The sequence below is a fragment of the Pseudomonas sihuiensis genome, from assembly GCF_900106015.1.
Lineage (GTDB): Bacteria > Pseudomonadota > Gammaproteobacteria > Pseudomonadales > Pseudomonadaceae > Aquipseudomonas > Aquipseudomonas sihuiensis.
On record NZ_LT629797.1, the window covers coordinates 5151601 to 5168431 of the forward strand.

At 63.1% G+C, this 16831-nt stretch carries 13 protein-coding genes; 8 read left to right on the forward strand and 5 right to left on the reverse strand.

The window, feature by feature from the left end; translation table 11 throughout:
- Positions 1 to 85 precede the first annotated feature (85 nt).
- Both hisD and hisC read left to right on the forward strand, forming a co-directional pair.
- Complete coding sequence (gene hisD, locus BLT86_RS24050) at positions 86 to 1396, forward strand: histidinol dehydrogenase (protein ID WP_017678933.1); 1311 nt, start codon at positions 86 to 88, stop codon at positions 1394 to 1396.
- Positions 1397 to 1509: 113 nt separating this feature from the next.
- Positions 1510 to 2562, forward strand: a complete 1053-nt coding sequence (gene hisC / locus BLT86_RS24055; RefSeq protein ID WP_092380054.1) for a histidinol-phosphate transaminase — start codon at positions 1510 to 1512, stop codon at positions 2560 to 2562.
- Positions 2563 to 2631: 69 nt separating this feature from the next.
- On the opposite strand, the gene BLT86_RS24060 is transcribed toward hisC, so the two are convergent.
- From BLT86_RS24060 to algW, 3 genes are all read right to left on the reverse strand, one after another.
- A complete protein-coding gene (locus BLT86_RS24060; protein ID WP_092380056.1) occupies positions 2632 to 3351 on the reverse strand; it encodes a DUF4198 domain-containing protein in 720 nt (239 codons plus the stop codon).
- Positions 3352 to 3364: 13 nt separating this feature from the next.
- Complete coding sequence (locus BLT86_RS24065) at positions 3365 to 5446, reverse strand: TonB-dependent siderophore receptor (protein WP_092380059.1); 2082 nt, start codon at positions 5444 to 5446, stop codon at positions 3365 to 3367.
- 88 nt (positions 5447 to 5534) lie between these two features.
- Positions 5535 to 6677 carry a Do family serine endopeptidase AlgW gene (gene algW, locus BLT86_RS24070; RefSeq protein WP_092380061.1) on the reverse strand — a complete coding sequence of 381 codons (1143 nt, stop codon included), beginning with the start codon at positions 6675 to 6677 and terminating at the stop codon, positions 5535 to 5537.
- Between the two features lie 110 nt (positions 6678 to 6787).
- Here algW and BLT86_RS24075 point away from each other — a divergent pair, with 110 nt between their 5' ends.
- From BLT86_RS24075 to cysN, 3 genes are all read left to right on the forward strand, one after another.
- Complete coding sequence (locus BLT86_RS24075; protein ID WP_092380063.1) at positions 6788 to 7546, forward strand: Nif3-like dinuclear metal center hexameric protein; 759 nt, start codon at positions 6788 to 6790, stop codon at positions 7544 to 7546.
- Positions 7547 to 7678: 132 nt separating this feature from the next.
- The gene (gene cysD, locus BLT86_RS24080; RefSeq protein ID WP_017678939.1) at positions 7679 to 8596 is read left to right on the forward strand and encodes a sulfate adenylyltransferase subunit CysD; all 918 of its coding nucleotides are present in this window, start codon (positions 7679 to 7681) and stop codon (positions 8594 to 8596) included.
- 12 nt (positions 8597 to 8608) lie between these two features.
- A complete protein-coding gene (cysN, locus tag BLT86_RS24085; RefSeq protein ID WP_092380065.1) occupies positions 8609 to 10504 on the forward strand; it encodes a sulfate adenylyltransferase subunit CysN in 1896 nt (631 codons plus the stop codon).
- 144 nt (positions 10505 to 10648) lie between these two features.
- Here the strand turns inward: cysN and BLT86_RS24090 are convergent, their stop codons facing one another.
- Complete coding sequence (locus BLT86_RS24090; protein WP_003459282.1) at positions 10649 to 11080, reverse strand: YhcB family protein; 432 nt, start codon at positions 11078 to 11080, stop codon at positions 10649 to 10651.
- Positions 11081 to 11201: 121 nt separating this feature from the next.
- Here BLT86_RS24090 and BLT86_RS24095 point away from each other — a divergent pair, with 121 nt between their 5' ends.
- The 3 genes from BLT86_RS24095 to zapE all read left to right on the forward strand — a co-directional run bounded on the left by BLT86_RS24095 (position 11202) and on the right by zapE (position 14576).
- Positions 11202 to 11831 (forward strand): alpha/beta hydrolase, encoded by a 630-nt coding sequence (locus BLT86_RS24095; protein ID WP_017678941.1) that lies wholly within the window; start codon positions 11202 to 11204, stop codon positions 11829 to 11831.
- A 28-nt stretch (positions 11832 to 11859) separates the two neighbouring features.
- Complete coding sequence (locus BLT86_RS24100) at positions 11860 to 13206, forward strand: tryptophan--tRNA ligase (protein ID WP_017678942.1); 1347 nt, start codon at positions 11860 to 11862, stop codon at positions 13204 to 13206.
- A 275-nt stretch (positions 13207 to 13481) separates the two neighbouring features.
- Positions 13482 to 14576: a cell division protein ZapE gene (gene zapE, locus BLT86_RS24105; protein WP_017678943.1), complete on the forward strand. Its 1095-nt coding sequence runs from the start codon at positions 13482 to 13484 to the stop codon at positions 14574 to 14576.
- 39 nt (positions 14577 to 14615) lie between these two features.
- Here the strand turns inward: zapE and BLT86_RS24110 are convergent, their stop codons facing one another.
- Entirely contained in the window at positions 14616 to 16793 is a 2178-nt protein-coding gene (locus BLT86_RS24110; RefSeq protein ID WP_017678944.1) for a TRAP transporter large permease subunit, read from the reverse strand.
- Between the last annotated feature and the right edge of the window lie 38 nt (positions 16794 to 16831).

A 16831-nucleotide genomic window follows, 5' to 3' on the forward strand; every position in this document is an offset into this window, starting at 1 on the left:
GTTTTTAACGACGCACCGGCAACGCAGGTAGTTTTCAACCGTCCGCTTGCGGCGCCTGAGATTTACCCTTACACGAGGCTTTGCCATGACCGCTCCCATTGCTGTTCGCCGACTCAACGCCGCTGACCAGGACTTCGCCCGACACCTGGATCATCTGCTGAGCTGGGAGAGTGTGTCCGACGATGGCGTCAACCAGCGCGTGCTGGAAATCATCCAGGCCGTGCGCGAGCGTGGCGATGCCGCCCTGGTCGAGTACACCCAGCGCTTCGATGGCCTGGAGGTCGCCAGCATGGCTGACCTGATCCTGCCGCGCGAGCGTCTGGAACTGGCCCTGACCCGTATCAGCGCCGAGCAGCGTCAGGCTCTCGAAGTCGCTGCCGAGCGCGTGCGCAGCTACCACGAGAAGCAGAAGCAGGATTCCTGGCGCTACACCGAAGCCGACGGCACCGTGCTGGGGCAGAAGGTCACTCCGCTGGATCGTGCCGGCCTCTACGTGCCGGGTGGTAAGGCCTCTTATCCATCGTCGGTCTTGATGAACGCTATCCCGGCCAAGGTCGCCGGTGTGCCCGAAGTGGTGATGGTGGTGCCGACCCCGCGTGGCGAGATCAACGAACTGGTGCTGGCCGCTGCCGCCATCGCCGGGGTCGACCGCGTGTTCACCATTGGTGGCGCCCAGGCAGTCGCTGCCCTGGCCTATGGCACCGAGAGCGTGCCGCCAGTGGACAAGATCGTCGGCCCCGGCAACATCTACGTGGCCACCGCCAAGCGCCACGTGTTCGGCAAGGTCGGCATTGATATGATCGCTGGCCCGTCCGAAATTCTGGTTGTGTGCGATGGCCAGACCGATCCGGACTGGATCGCCATGGACCTGTTCTCCCAGGCCGAGCACGACGAGGACGCCCAGTCGATTCTGGTCAGCCCGGATGCCGCCTTCCTCGACCGCGTCGCCGAGAGCATCGCCAAGTTGCTGCCGACCATGGAGCGTGCCGAGATCATCCGCACCTCGCTGGAAGGCCGTGGCGCGCTGATCCAGGTGGCCGACATGGCGCAGGCCATCATCGTTGCCAACCGCATCGCGCCGGAGCACCTGGAGCTGTCGGTGGCCGACCCGGAGGCCTGGTTGCCCGAGATTCGCCACGCCGGCGCGATCTTCATGGGCCGTTACACCGCAGAAGCCCTGGGCGATTACGTGGCTGGCCCGAATCACGTGCTGCCGACCTCCGGTACCGCGCGTTTTTCTTCGCCGCTGGGGGTGTACGACTTCCAGAAGCGCTCGTCGATCATCTTCTGCTCGCCGGATGGCGCGTCGGAGCTGGGCAAGAGCGCCTCGGTGCTGGCCCGTGGCGAGTCGCTGACCGCGCATGCGCGCAGCGCCGAGTACCGCATCAAGCCATAGGCCAGTCCGAACCTGTAGGAGCCAGCTCGGCTGGCGAGCCGTGCCTGAAAGCATCGCCGGCAAGCCGGCTCCTACATCAAGCAGATCGAACCATTTCGAGGAGAGAAGGGCAGATGAGCAAATTCTGGAGCCCCTTCGTCAAGGACCTGGTGCCTTACGTGCCGGGTGAGCAGCCCAAGCTGAGCAAGCTGGTCAAGCTCAACACCAACGAGAACCCCTACGGCCCGTCGCCCAAGGCCATCGCCGCCATGCAGGCCGAGGTCAACGACAACTTGCGTTTGTACCCGGACCCTAACAGCGACCGCCTGAAACAGGCGGTGGCTGACTACTATGGCGTGAAGACCAGCCAGGTGTTCGTCGGCAATGGCTCCGACGAGGTGTTGGCGCACGCTTTCCATGGACTGTTCCAGCATGAGGCGCCGCTGCTGTTCCCGGATATCAGCTACAGCTTCTATCCGGTCTATTGCGGCCTGTACGGCATCGATTACCAGCAGGTGGCGCTGGACGAGCAGTTCCAGATTCGCGTCGAGGACTATGCCCGGCCCAATGGCGGCATCATCTTCCCCAACCCCAATGCGCCGACCGGCTGCCTGCTGCCGCTCGAGGCCATCGAGCGTCTGCTGCAGAACAGCCCGGACAGCGTGGTGCTGGTAGACGAGGCGTATATCGACTTCGGCGGCCAGACGGCCATCGCCCTGGTCGACAAGTATCCGAACCTGCTGGTCACCCAGACCCTGTCCAAGTCGCGCTCTCTGGCGGGCTTGCGCGTAGGCATCGCGGTCGGTCATCCCGACCTGATCGAGGCGCTGGAGCGGATCAAGAACAGCTTCAACTCCTATCCGCTCGATCGCATGGCCATCGCGGGTGCTGCGGCGGCGTTCGAGGATCGCGCTTATTTCGAGAAAACCTGCCAGCAGGTGATCGACAGTCGTGAGGCAGTTATCGCCGGTCTACAGGGGCTGGGCTTCGAGGTGCTGCCTTCGGCGGCGAACTTCGTCTTCGCCCGTCATCCGGACAAGGATGCCGCGACTCTGGCAGCCGGGCTGCGCGAGCAGGGGGTGATCGTGCGTCACTTCAAGCAACAGCGCATCGCCCAGTTCCTGCGTATCACCATCGGTACCCCGGAGCAGAACCAGGCCCTGCTGGACGCCCTGCAAGGCCTTTGATCCAGGCGACTGTGAAGAGAGCCGGTGGCGCGTCAGCGTCACCGGCTTTTTTCATGGCACAGAGGGGGATTACTCGTGGTGCGGCTGGCCAAGGAAGGTCAGCGAGGTGAACAGGCCGCGGCTCTCGATATTCGGGTCGTTCTCCACCGGTACGTAGACCGAGGCGCTGATGATGTTCAGTGCCTCGTTGCGCACCGTTACCTGGGCGCGGCCCTCGGCATCGGTTACCGCGCTGACCTGATGCGGTGCGCCGCGATAGTCGCCGACCAGCTCCACGCCTGCCATCGGCTTGCCGTCCACCAGTACGCGCACCGGCAGCGGCTTGCCGGGGCCGACCTTGAGCGGATCGACTTGCGGAACGATGACCAGTTTCAGCGGCTCGAGGTCGGGCAGCTTGGCGCCCTCGTTGTAGATCGCCAGGCTGTACTTGTAGGTGTGCAGCGACTGGGTCGAGTTCGTCACCTGGCTGCGGCCCTGGTTGATCCATTGGCCTTCCGGGGTCTTCGACCAGGCGCCATTGTCCAGGGCCACGCCGAGCACCGCGGGTTTCTTCAAAGGTTGCAGGCGGGCATGGTCAGACAGGCGTTCGACCGTCACCGGAATCATTCGACCTGCCGCGTCATAGGCCCAGGCGCCACTGATCTTCTCCGCCTTGAAGGCGTCGTCCTCGGCGCCGTGGCCGTAGACGACTTCGATATTGCCGCGGCGCTCTTCGGTCCAGAGGCCGTGGGCGAGAGCGCTGCTGCTGGCGAACAGGCCGGCGAGAAGCAGGTAGGCAGGAATACGCATATGAATCTCCGATTCAAAGGTTGAGGGTCAGGCTGACGCTGAGATTGCGAGGGTCGCCGGGCATTACCCAGACGTTGTTGAACGAGCGCTCGTAGTACTTGCGGTTGAACAGGTTGTTGAGGTTCAGGCCCAGGTTCAGGTCCTTGGTGGCTTGCCAGCGCGCCAGCAGATCGACCGTGGTGTAGGCCGGCAGCTCGAAGTTGCTGCCGGTCTGCCCGGAACGGTCGCCGACGTAGTTGACTGCGGCGCCGAGTTCCGAGCCCTGCAGCGAGCCACCCTGGAACTGGTAGACGCTCATCAAACTGGCGCTGTTGCGGGCGATGCCGAGTAGATCGCTGCCCTCGGGGATGCTGTTGTCCTTGGTTACCTCGGCGTCGATGTAGGCGTAGGCGCCGATCACCCGTAGGGCATCGGTGAGCTGGCCGCTGACCTGCAGGTCCAGGCCCTGGCTGCGCGCCTTGCCGGCGGCGATGCTGTCGCCCGGATTGTTCGGGTCGGCGGTCAGCACGTTTTCCTTGTCGATATGGAACAGAGCCACAGTGGCGCCGAGGCGGCTATCGAGCAGGTCGAGCTTGAGGCCGGTTTCGTAGCCGAGGCCCTTCTCCGGTTTGAACACCTGCCCCTGGGCGCCGATGGCATTGGGTTTGAACGACATCGAGGCATTGGCGAACACGCCGACCTCTGGCGTCAGCTGATAGAGCACGCCCGCGCGCGGGGTGGCGACATCCTTGCTTTGCTCGTTGCTGACGCGGCTACTGCGGTTCAGTGCGGTCTGCTCGAAACGCTCCAGGCGCACGCCGAGCAGGCCGCTCCAGCGGTCATTGAAGCTGATCTGATCCTGCAGGTTGAGGGCGTAGCTTTCGGTGTGCTCGTGGAAGTCGTTGGGATTGACGATGGGGGGCTTGGGCTGACCATAGATCGGGTTATAGATGTCCTGGCCATAGCCCAGCCCGGTGACGCTTTGCGGATACTTCTGGCTGTTGCGGTAGTTCTCGTACTCCAGGCCCAGCAGCGTGTGGTGCTGCCAGCCGGCCAGCTCGAACTGCCCATGCAGCTCGGCCTGGGTGATGCTGTCGTTCCATTCGAAGCTGCGCTCACGATAGAAGCGCGTGACCTGGTCGCCAATCAGGCGCGAAGGCTCGGAGCTGTTGCCATCCAGCGTGCCCTGGCTGTAATGGCTGGCCAGGCGCAGTTTCCAGGCGTCGTTCAGGTAGTGCTCGAGGCTGACCTGCAGCAGTTGGTTGTCGTTGCGGATCTTGCCGTCGTTGGGCTCGCCGAGAAAGGTCGAGCGCTTGACCGCGCCCATCTTTCCATCCACCGCGGGAATGCCACGGTCGAACACCGAGTCGGTGCGCGAGAACTCGCTGTCGATTATCAGCAGGGTGTCGGGCGACAGCTGCCAACTGACGGTCGGGTTGACGATCTGCCGCTGGTTGCCGACGTGATCGCGAAAGCTGCCGTTGTCTTCGACTGCCAGGTTGACCCGCGAAAGCAGGGTGCCATCCTCGTTCAGCGGCGTATTGACGTCGAGGCTGCTGCGGTAGCGATCCCAGCGTCCGGCGCTGGCCTTGAACTGGGTAAAGGGCTCCAGTTGCGGGCGCTTGGTGACGATATTGACCAGCCCGCCTGGATCGCCGCGGCCGTAGAGGGCTGCCGCCGGCCCCTTGAGCACTTCCAGGCGCTCGATGGCCGCTGCGTCCGGCGAGCTGTAGCTGCCGCGGTTGATGGCAAAACCATTGCGGTACAGCTCGCCGGTGGTGAACCCGCGCACGCTGTAGTTGAGGAAGGTCAGGCCGCCGAAGTTGTTCTGCCGCGAGACGCCGCCAGCGAAATCCAGGGCGCGGTCGATACGGCTACTGCCGAGATCGTCCAGCACCTGGGCGGGGACCACGCTGATGGCCTGGGGAATTTCGCTGATCGGCGTGTCGGTGCGGGTGGCGCTGGATGAGCGTTTGGCGCGGTAGCCCTGCACCGGCCCATCGGCTTGTTCGCTGGGGGCACTGATGATGCTGTCAGCCAGTTGGGCCGGAGATTCGGCGGCAAGAGCGCAGGGTGTTAACAGGCTGCCGGCAAGCAAGGCGGTAGTGACGCGCAAGGGGGAAGTCTCCGGATGATTGTGATTAATGTAATAACATTACAATAAACTCAATCGAGAAAAGTTCCCACTTGAAATTGCTCGCCGATCAGTTGCCGTTAACGGGAGGGCGAATACCGATCTCGGCGGTCAGCTGCAGCGGTTTGCCGTTGCGTAACACGTCGATGCGGATCTTGTCGCCCGGTTTGGTACGCGCAACCTGATTCATCGAGCGGCGACCGTCGCTGGCCGGCTCGCCATCGATGCTGAGAATCAGGTCGCCAGGCTGCAGGCCGGCTTTCTGCGCCGGGCCGTCGCGATAGACACCGGCGACAACGATGCCGGGGCGACCATCGAGGCCGAAGGACTCGGCCAGCTCTGGCGTCAGCGGTTGCACCTCGACACCGAGGTAGCCGCGAATCACCTGGCCGTGCTCGATGATCGCCTGCATCACTTCCATGGCCAGTTTCACCGGGATGGCGAAGCCGATGCCCTGCGAGCCGCCGGACTTGGAAAAGATCGCCGTGTTGATGCCCACCAGGTTGCCGTGCGCATCGACCAGCGCGCCGCCGGAGTTGCCCGGGTTGATCGCCGCATCGGTCTGGATGAAGTCTTCGTAGGTGTTGAGACCCAGCTGGTTGCGCCCGGTGGCGCTGATGATGCCCATGGTCACGGTCTGGCCGACGCCGAAAGGGTTGCCGATGGCCAGGGTCACATCACCGATGCGAATGCTGTCGGAGCGCCCCAGGGTGATCGCCGGGAGATTGGGCAGGTCGATCTTCAATACTGCCAGGTCGGTTTCCGGGTCGCTGCCGATCACTCGTGCCAGGGTTTCGCGGCCGTCCTTGAGGGCGACGACGATCTGGTCGGCGCCGCTGACCACGTGATTGTTGGTCAGCAGATAGCCTTCACGGCTCAGCAGTACGGCCGAGCCGAGGCTCGACTCCATGCGCTGCTGGCGTGGCAGGTTGTCGCCGAAGAAACGGCGGAAGGTCGGATCTTCGAACAGCGGATGAGCCGGTTTGCTCACCAGTTTGGTGGTGTACAGGTTGGCCACTGCTGGCGATGCGGTATCGACTGCCTCGGAGTAGGACACCGGGCCTTCCTGCAGGCGGCTGTAGAGCGGTGCCTGTACCAGCTGCACTTCCTGGCGTGGCAAGCCGACCCATTCCGGGTAGCGCTGGATCAGCAGCAGTGCGAGCAACACACCGACCAGCAGGGGCCAACCGAGAAAACGCAGTGCCTGGGGCATCGAGACAATCCTGAGGGTTGCGGGGGCCAAATTCGGCCCTTAAGGTGGCGCATTATAGTGAGGTGCTCGCCAATTAGGCAGCGGCCCGCAACAGCTTGTGAGGAATCTTCATGGCCATTGCCCTGTCCACGCTAGTGGAAGAAGCTGACGCTTTTCTTAACGCGTCGCGTATCAATGATTACTGCCCCAATGGCCTGCAGGTCGAGGGTCGTCCGCAGGTCAGCCGCATCGTCAGCGGCGTCACCGCGAGTCAGGCGCTGATCGAAGCGGCCATCGAGGCCGAGGCTGATGTGCTGCTGGTGCATCACGGCTATTTCTGGAAGGGCGAGAACCCCTGTGTCACCGGCATGAAACAGCGTCGCCTGAAAGCGCTGCTGACCAACGACATCAGCCTGCTGGCCTATCACCTGCCGCTGGATGTGCACCCCGAGGTGGGCAACAACGTGCAGCTCGCACGGCAGTTGGGCATCGTCGTCGAGGGCCCGCTCGAACCGGAGAATCCGCGCACCGTTGGCCTCGTTGGCTCGCTGGGGGAGCCGATGAGCGCGGCCGACTTCGCCCGGCACGTGCAGCAGACCTTGGGGCGTGAGCCGCTGCTGGTCGAAGGCGAAGGGCTGATCCGTCGCGTCGGCTGGTGCACGGGGGGCGGGCAGGGCTATATCGATCAGGCGATTGCTGCCGGTGTCGATCTTTACCTGACCGGCGAAGCCTCCGAGCAGACGTTCCACAGCGCTCGCGAGAATGGCGTGAGCTTCATCGCCGCCGGCCATCACGCCACCGAACGCTATGGCGTACAGGCGCTGGGGGACTATCTGGCTCGGCGTTTTGCCCTCGAACACCTGTTCATCGACTGCCCCAACCCGATCTGAATCGCCCGTACGGGCAGGCATAATGCTAGATCGTTTCGGTCTAACCGGCGTCCTGAGTATAAGCAGGTGCTGTGGTAGAGTGCGCGCTCGTCCACGGCCCGCCGGCCCCATAACAGCAATCCGTGAGTAGCCATGCTCGACAAATTGACCCATCTGAAGCAGCTGGAGGCGGAAAGCATCCACATCATTCGTGAAGTGGCCGCCGAATTCGACAACCCGGTGATGCTCTATTCCATCGGCAAGGATTCAGCCGTGATGCTGCACCTGGCCCGCAAGGCATTCTTCCCTGGCAAGTTGCCGTTCCCGGTGCTGCACGTCGATACCCGCTGGAAGTTCCAGGAGATGTATCGCTTTCGCGAGAAGATGGTCAGTGAATATGGCCTGGAACTGCTGACCCACATCAACCCCGATGGTGTGGCGCAGGACATGAACCCCTTCACCTACGGTAGTGCCAAGCACACCGACGTGATGAAGACCGAAGGCCTCAAGCAGGCACTGGACAAGTACGGCTTCGACGCCGCCTTCGGTGGTGCGCGCCGCGACGAAGAGAAGTCGCGCGCCAAGGAGCGCGTGTATTCCTTCCGCGACAGCAAGCACCGCTGGGACCCGAAGAACCAGCGCCCGGAGCTGTGGAACGTGTACAACGGCAAGGTCAAGAAGGGCGAGTCGATCCGCGTCTTCCCGCTGTCGAACTGGACCGAGCTGGACATCTGGCAATACATCTACCTGGAGCAGATTCCAATCGTGCCGCTGTACTTCGCTGCCGAGCGCGAAGTGATCGAGAAGAATGGCACGCTGATCATGATCGACGACGAGCGCATCCTCGAGCACCTGTCCGATGAAGAGAAGGCGCGCATCACCAAGAAGATGGTGCGTTTCCGTACCCTCGGCTGCTACCCGCTGACCGGCGCGGTGGAGTCCACGGCGCTGACCCTGCCTGAAATCATCCAGGAGATGCTCCTGACCCGTACTTCCGAGCGCCAAGGCCGCGTGATCGATCACGATGCCGCCGGGTCGATGGAAGAAAAGAAACGTCAGGGCTATTTCTGAGGATCGCGCACCATGAGTCACCAATCCGATTTGATCGGCCAGGACATTCTCGCTTACCTGGCCCAGCACGAGCGCAAGGAACTGCTGCGCTTTCTTACCTGCGGCAACGTCGACGACGGCAAGAGCACGCTGATCGGCCGTCTGCTGCACGACTCCAAGATGATCTACGAAGATCACCTGGAGGCCATCACCAAGGACTCGAAGAAAGTCGGCACCACCGGCGATGACATCGACCTGGCACTGCTGGTCGACGGCCTGCAGGCCGAGCGCGAGCAGGGCATCACCATCGATGTGGCCTACCGCTATTTCTCCACCGCCAAGCGCAAGTTCATTATCGCCGACACCCCCGGCCATGAGCAGTACACGCGCAACATGGCCACTGGCGCTTCGACCTGCGACTTGGCGATCATCCTGATCGATGCCCGCTACGGCGTGCAGACCCAGACCAAGCGCCACAGCTTCATCGCCTCCCTGTTGGGCATCAAGCACATCGTCGTCGCCGTCAACAAGATGGATCTGAAGGACTTCGATCAAGGTGTGTTCGAGCAGATCAAGGCCGACTACCTGGCCTTCGCCGAGAAGATCAACCTGCGTCCGACCACCCTCGAGTTCGTGCCGATGTCGGCGCTCAAGGGCGACAACGTGGTCAACAAGTCCGAGCGCTCGCCCTGGTACACCGGGCAGTCGCTGATGGAGATTCTCGAGACTGTCGAAGTCGCTGGCGACCGCAACTTCGATGACCTGCGCTTCCCGGTGCAGTACGTCAACCGACCGAACCTGAACTTCCGTGGCTTCGCCGGTACCCTGGCCAGCGGCATCGTGCGCAAGGGCGACGAAGTGCTGGCTTTGCCGTCGGGCAAGAGCAGCCGGGTCAAATCCATCGTCACCTTCGAGGGCGAGCTGGAGCACGCCGGCCCGGGCCAGGCGATCACCCTGACCCTGGAAGACGAGATCGACGTGTCGCGCGGCGACATGCTGGTGCATGCCGACAACCGTCCGCAGGTCACCGACAGCTTCGAGGCCATGCTGGTATGGATGGGCGAAGAGCCGATGCTGCCGGGCAAGAAGTACGACATCAAGCGCGCCACCAGCTACGTGCCGGGCTCTATTCCCAGCATTGTTCATCGCGTCGACGTGAACACCCTGGAGCAGGGCGCGGCCAGCGAACTGAAACTCAACGAAATCGGCCGGGTCAAGGTGGCGCTGGATGCACCGATCGCCCTGGATGGTTACGAATACAACCGCACCACGGGTGCCTTCATCATCATCGACCGCCTGACCAACGGTACCGTCGGTGCCGGCATGATCATCGCCGACCCGGTGGCCCATGGCGGCGGTCAGCATGGCCGTCTGGCGCACGTGTCGACCGAGGAGCGTGCTTCGCGCTTCGGCCAGCAACCGGCCACCGTGCTGTTCACGGGCCTGTCCGGTGCAGGCAAGAGCACCCTGGCTTATGCCGTGGAGCGCAAGCTGTTCGACATGGGCCGTGCCGTATATGTGCTCGATGGCCAGAACCTGCGTCATGACCTGAACAAGGGCCTGCCGCAGGATCGCGCCGGGCGTGCCGAGAATTGGCGCCGCGCGGCACATGTGGCGCGTCAGTTCAACGAGGCCGGCATGATCGCCCTGGCCGCCTTTGTCGCTCCGGATGCCGAAGGTCGCGAGCAGGCCAAGGTGCTGATCGGTCGCGAGCGTGCGCTGACCGTTTATGTGCAGGCGTCGCCGCAGATTTGCGCCGAACGTGATCCGCAGGGGCTGTACGCGGCCGGTGGTGACAACATCCCTGGCGAGGGCTTCCCTTACGACGTGCCGCTGGATGCAGATCTGGTGATCGACACCCAGTCGCAGTCGGTCGACGAGGGCGTCAAGGCGGTGCTGGATCTGCTGCGCAGCCGCGGCGCGATCTAAGATTCGCGATGCAGCATGATGAGCCCCGCTTATTAGCGGGGCTTTTTCATTCCCGGCCAGGCAAGGCGCCGACCGCTCGCTCCTGCAATGTTTGCCCAATAAAAAGCCCCGCAATCGCGGGGCTCGGTATTTCTGGCTGGCGGGTTACTTCTTCAGCCCGTAGCTCTCGTCGAGCATGCCGGGGCCGTCGCTTTTCGGCGCGTAGTCCTTGGGCATCTCGTGGTTCTTCGGCGGAGTCAGGCGCTCGCGCTTTTCGCCGGCTTCTGTGCTGTTCAGGGTGGCTAGCAGGCGCTGACGGGTCAGCTCATCCAGGGCCAGGCGGTTGGCACCGTCGGACAGGTGCTCCTGCACGTCCTGGTAGCTCTGGGTGAGTTTCTTCACCAGGCTGGCGGTGGTGTTGAAGTGGGTCACCACTTCGTTCTGGTAGGCCTCGAAGCGTGCCTGCATTTCATCCATCTGCCGCTGCGTACGGCCCGGTGCAGCATTGGGGGCCAGGCGGGCGAGCAGAAAGCCCACGGCGATGCCGACCACCAGGGTCAGGGCGGGTATCAACCAGGCTGTAACGGTCTGTTCCACGAGTCCTTCCTCTCAAAACGGCTTTGCTTTACGTTAGCGGCTCGAACCTGCGCTGTATACGTTTACCTCGCAGGCAGTTTGCTAGACGAGTCGACCCGTTGCGGGGTCACGGAGTTCAGTGTTGCTCAGTCGCGAAACCCCTCTTTTCATTCAAGGCCCGGTGGGTCAACTCGAAGCCCTTCTGCTGGAAGTAGCGGACGCCCGAGGCGTGGCGCTGGTCTGTCATCCCAACCCGGTACAGGGTGGCACCATGCTCAACAAGGTGGTGAGCACCTTGCAGCGCACCGCGCGTGACTGTGGATATCACACATTGCGTTTCAATTATCGCGGTGTCGGCGCCAGTGCCGGCAGCCACGATATGGGTACCGGCGAGGTGGACGACGCCGAAGCGGTGGCTGCTTGGCTCAAGGAGGAGTACCCGAATCTGCCCATCACCTTGCTCGGCTTTTCTTTCGGCGGCTTCGTCGCCGCGGCGCTGGGTGCGCGCCTGGAAGCGCAAGGCCAGGTGCCGAGCAAGCTGTTCATGGTGGCGCCGGCGGTGCATCGCCTGACCGCCGAGACGCCGCCGGCCAGCCAGTGCCCGCTGGTGGTGATCCAGCCTGATGCCGACGAAGTGGTCGAGCCACAGGCCGTATATGACTGGTCGGCCAATCTCGGGCGTGCCCATGAGCTGCTGAAAGTGGCAGAATGCGGTCACTTTTTTCACGGCAAGCTGACGGATCTGAAGGATCTGCTGTTGCCTCGCCTGTAAGCCTTTCAGCCATTTCTAAGCGAACGTTATGACCACCCGTATCCTTACCGGTATCACCACCACCGGCACACCGCACCTGGGCAACTACGCTGGCGCCATCCGCCCGGCCATCGTTGCCAGTCGCGACCCGCAGATGGACTCCTTCTACTTCCTCGCCGACTACCACGCGCTGATCAAGTGCGATGATCCGGCGCGCATTCAGCGCTCGCGCCTGGAAATCGCAGCCACCTGGCTGGCGCTGGGCCTGGATACCGACAAGGCGACCTTCTACCGCCAGTCCGACATCCCCGAGATTCCCGAGCTGTGCTGGCTGCTCACCTGCGTCGCCGGCAAGGGCCTGCTCAACCGTGCCCACGCCTACAAGGCTTCGGTGGACAAGAACGTCGAACAGGGCGAAGACCCGGATGCCGGCGTGACCATGGGCCTGTTCAGCTATCCGGTGTTGATGGCGGCGGACATCCTGATGTTCAACGCGCAGAAGGTGCCGGTCGGTCGTGACCAGATCCAGCACGTGGAGATGGCGCGCGATATCGGCCAGCGCTTCAACCATCTGTTCGGCAAGGGCAAGGATATGTTCGTGCTGCCCGAGGTGGTGATCGAGGAGGAAGTGGCCACGCTGCCTGGCCTCGACGGGCGCAAGATGAGCAAGAGCTACGACAACACCATCCCGCTGTTTGGCAGCGCCAAGCAGCTCAAGGACGCCGTGGCGCGCATCGTTACCGACTCCAGACTGCCGGGTGAGCCCAAGGATGCCGAGGGTTCGCACCTGTTCACCCTGTACCAGGCCTTCGCCAGCCACGCGCAGCAGACCGAGTTCCGTGCCGAGCTGGAAGGTGGCCTGGCCTGGGGCGAGGCGAAGAATCGACTGTACCAGTTGCTCGAAGACACCCTGGGCGAGGCGCGTGAGCGCTACAACGCGCTGATCGCTCGGCCGGCCGACCTGGAAGACATTCTCCTCGCTGGTGCAGCCAAGGCACGCAAGATCGCCACGCCGTTCCTCGGCGAGTTACGCGAGGCCGTGGGCCTGCGCTCGTTCCGTGAACAGGTGCAGGTTGCTACTGGCGAGAAGAAGAAAGCCGCCAAGAGCGCGCGCTTCGTCAGCTTCCGCGATGAAGACGGTAGCTTCCGCTTCCGTCTGCTGGATGCCGATGGCGAGCAACTGCTGCTGTCGAAATCCTTCGCCGATGGCAAGTCGGCCGGCATGATCAACAAGCGCCTGCAATCCGGCGAGCCGCTGGATGTGCGCGCCGAAGGCCAGGTGTTCTCGGTCTGGGTCGACGGTGAAAGCGTGGCGAGCAGTCCAGAGTTCGCCGATGGCCAGGCGCTGGAAGATGCCATCGCCCGTCTGCGTGAGGCGCTGGCGCCGCAGGAATGAAGTAGCCCGGATGCAATCCGGGGCGAGCACCGCCAGTATCCCCCGGATTGCATCCGGGCTACGGCCATGATTGCCAATCAACGGGGGCGTCGCTAAAGTGACGCCCCCGTTTTTACTTGCCGGCCGAGAGCCTGTTGAAAGGCTCGCGAGCTAGAGGCATGCAAGGCAGAGACAGGCGAGGAAGCAGAGTGTACTGGTGTACATGAGCATTCCGAGCCTGTTTCTAACGCAGCAGGCCCGACGCGCAGCAGACTTTGAACAGGCTCTAACGAATCATGACTCCTCTCGAGCGTTATCAGGCCGATCTCAAGCGGCCCGACTTCTTCCATGATGCGGCCCAGGAAAATGCCGTCCGCCATCTGCAGCGTCTGTACGACGATCTGATCGCGCGTGACCAGGGCAAATCCGGGCTGATGGGCAAGCTGTTCGGCAAGAAGCCGCAGGGGCCGGTCAAGGGCCTGTATTTCTGGGGTGGTGTCGGGCGCGGCAAGACCTATCTGGTTGACACCTTCTTCGATGCGCTGCCGTTCGAGCAGAAGATGCGCACCCACTTCCACCGCTTCATGAAGCGCGTGCACGAGGAAATGAAGACCCTCAAGGGCGAGAAGAACCCGCTGACGATCATCGGCAAGCGCTTCGCCGACGAGGCGCGGGTGATCTGCTTCGATGAGTTCTTCGTCAGCGATATCACCGATGCCATGATTCTCGCCACGCTGATGGAAGAGCTGTTCAAGAACGGTGTTTCTCTGGTGGCCACCTCCAACATCGTGCCGGATGGCCTGTACAAGGACGGCCTGCAGCGCGCGCGCTTCCTGCCGGCCATCGCCCTACTCAAGGAGCACACCGATATCGTCAACGTCGACAGCGGCGTCGACTATCGCCTGCGCGCGCTGGAGCAGGCCGAGCTGTTCCACTTCCCGCTTGGCCAGGCAGCTGAAGACAGCCTGCGCAAGAGCTTCCAGAGCCTGCTGCCGGACTGCACTCATATGGTGGAGAACGAGGCGCTGATGATCGAGAACCGCGCGATCCACGCCGTGCGGGTGTGCGAGGACGTGGCCTGGTTCGAGTTCCGCGAGCTCTGCGACGGCCCGCGCAGCCAGAACGACTACATCGAGCTGGGCAAGATCTTCCATGCGGTGATCCTGGCCAATGTCGAGCAGATGAGCGTGGCCAAGGACGACATGGCACGCCGCTTCATCAACCTGGTGGATGAGTTCTACGACCGTAACGTCAAGCTGATCATCTCTGCCGAGGTGGAGCTCAAGGATCTCTACACCGGCGGCCGCTTGAGCTTCGAGTTCCAGCGCACGCTTAGTCGTCTGCTGGAAATGCAGTCGCACGAATTCCTTTCGCGCCCACACCGGCCCTGAAAACCAGCGCCCGCCCTGTCCGGGACGGGCGCTGTGCGATCACTGTGGCAGCCAGCTACGCCACAGCTCCAGCGTCTGCGCACCGTGCTCGACGATCAGTTCACCGCCATAGGTGACGATCAGCAGCGCCACGATCATCACCGTCATCGGCAGGATCCAGCGCTCATAGCGGTAGTAGAAACCCTTGTCGCGCACCTCCTCGTTGGCGGCGGCGATTTCCGCCTCGCCCACTACCTGTCTGGCTAGCAGGTGGTTCAGCGCCACGGGCGGGGACAGGTAGGCCAGTTCCATGGCGGTCAGGGCGATCATCCAGAAATGCACCGGGTGAATGCCGTTGGCATAGGCGATCGGCGCAATGGTGGCCGATACCAGGATCACCACGCCAAAGGCGTCCATCACCATGCCGATCAGGAACAGCACCACCATCAAGGCGGTCAGTGCCAGCCAGATGCTCTGGAAGTCCTGCGGGATCAGCTCCATGAGACCGGAGCGTTCGATCACTCCGCCAGTGGATACCGACAAGGCCATCAGCAGAGTCAGTGCGCCGATATGGCCGACGGTGTCGTAAGTGGCGGCGCCCACGGCCTGGGTGAAGTTGCGCTGGCTGTTGCCTTGATCGTTCTCGAGGGGGCGGGCGCTCGGAGCTTCCACCAGTGACTCGCCGCGCAGCTTGTCGAAGATCAGCACCACCAGCAGGATGACCGGCAGCATCACCGGTGCGGTGAACTCGTTCAGGCGGGTGTCGAGCAGGTAGCTGTAGACCCAGACCACCCCGATGGCGATGAGAATGTAGGGTGCCACCGGCACCACAGCGCGGGCCATGGCGGGTATGGCGTCACGTGGGTGGGCGATGTTGATTGGTTGCTGGCGCAGCACCTGCGAGGCGGTGAAGAACAGCGACGAGGTCAGGACGAAAATGGCGATCCCCCAGTTGTACAGTTCGGCCGTGGTCACCTGCTTGTTCAGTGCTGCGACCACCACGATCAGCAGGCAGGGGCGCAGTACCACGCCGAGCGAGCCGGACATCGCCGAGACGGCCAGGGCGAATTGACGGCGGCCCCCGGAGAGCAGCACTTCGCGGTAGATGATGGCCCCGGCGGCGATGACAAAGATGCCCGAGGCGCCCGTGTAGGCGGTCGGCACGGCGGCGCAGATCAGCAGGATCCAGGTCAGCAGCTCCGGCGACAGACGCCAGGGGCGGACCAGATCGAGGAAGCGGTCGACCACATTGGTCTGCTTGAGCAGCATGCCGGCCCAGATGAACAGGGCCAGGTTGAGGAAGATGCCCGAAAGCTCGACGAGCTGGCCCAGGTAGATGGCGATGCCGCCATAGTGACCCTGCAGCGAGAACGAGGTGAAGGAGCTGATCGCCATGATGGCGTAGAGCGGTGTGGCGAGCAGTGCCAGCCCCAGGTTGCCGCCAGGTTTGGCGTCTGCCGGTGGTTTCAGCAGGTGGTAGGCGCTGATCAGGCACAGGCAACTGAACAGCGCGATCCACAAGCCATTGAGATAGGGCCTGCTCAGTGGCAGGTCGGCGTTGAGCAGGGTATGCAGGTAATGGCTGCAGGAAAACACCAGCAAGGCGTTGGCGATGACCATACCGGCAGCCGAGACGCGATGATCGAGCCGGGTCTTGGCGGGGCGCAGCGAGATGTGATGACGGCGCAGGGTGGTGGTGACGCCGGCGATGCTTATGAGCAGCAACAGGAGCAGGGCGCGGTTGTCGGTGCCAAAGCGGAAGATGCCGAAGAACGAGGTCTCCAGGCTGCGGAACAGTTTCAGTTCAGGCGTCATGTGCGCGACGACGGCCGCGTGCAGCGTATGCCGCTGCGCGCAGAGTTGAGCGGCACGCTCCAGGGCGCTGCGCTGCGCTTGCGGATCGACCTCGGCAGCATCGAACAGGTCGTCGATATCGCTGCTGGCCTGGGCCGGTTGCCTGGCCAGCAGCGCATCGATGTCGGGGGCGGGGTCGCAGGTCGGGGTCACCGGGTCGGCGCGCAGCATGAAGTACTGCACGCCGGCAGCCGGGTCACCGAACAGACGCTCGCCCATGCGCAGAAGTTGGCCATGCAGCATTTCCCCGGTGCCGATGACCAGAGTGAGGGTCAGCAGGAGGAAGACCGGCAGGGTTGCAAGCCATCGGCCAAACAGAGGGCGTTTGAACGTCTGGGCTGGTGCAGGCTGATCAGCGCTGGTCATGGTCGAGGCAATAGGCATGGCAGGCTCTACGGTCAGGGCGGAGGCCGGGGGGGCGT

Coding starts and splice junctions, on each gene's coding strand:
- zapE (WP_017678943.1), top strand. CDS start 13,482: ATGACTCCTCTCGAGCGTTATCAGGCCGATCTCAAGCGGCCCGACTTC.
- hisC (WP_092380054.1), top strand. CDS start 1,510: ATGAGCAAATTCTGGAGCCCCTTCGTCAAGGACCTGGTGCCTTACGTG.
- algW (WP_092380061.1), bottom strand. CDS start 6,677: ATGCCCCAGGCACTGCGTTTTCTCGGTTGGCCCCTGCTGGTCGGTGTG.
- BLT86_RS24110 (WP_017678944.1), bottom strand. CDS start 16,793: ATGCCTATTGCCTCGACCATGACCAGCGCTGATCAGCCTGCACCAGCC.
- hisD (WP_017678933.1), top strand. CDS start 86: ATGACCGCTCCCATTGCTGTTCGCCGACTCAACGCCGCTGACCAGGAC.
- BLT86_RS24075 (WP_092380063.1), top strand. CDS start 6,788: ATGGCCATTGCCCTGTCCACGCTAGTGGAAGAAGCTGACGCTTTTCTT.
- cysN (WP_092380065.1), top strand. CDS start 8,609: ATGAGTCACCAATCCGATTTGATCGGCCAGGACATTCTCGCTTACCTG.
- cysD (WP_017678939.1), top strand. CDS start 7,679: ATGCTCGACAAATTGACCCATCTGAAGCAGCTGGAGGCGGAAAGCATC.
- BLT86_RS24100 (WP_017678942.1), top strand. CDS start 11,860: ATGACCACCCGTATCCTTACCGGTATCACCACCACCGGCACACCGCAC.
- BLT86_RS24060 (WP_092380056.1), bottom strand. CDS start 3,351: ATGCGTATTCCTGCCTACCTGCTTCTCGCCGGCCTGTTCGCCAGCAGC.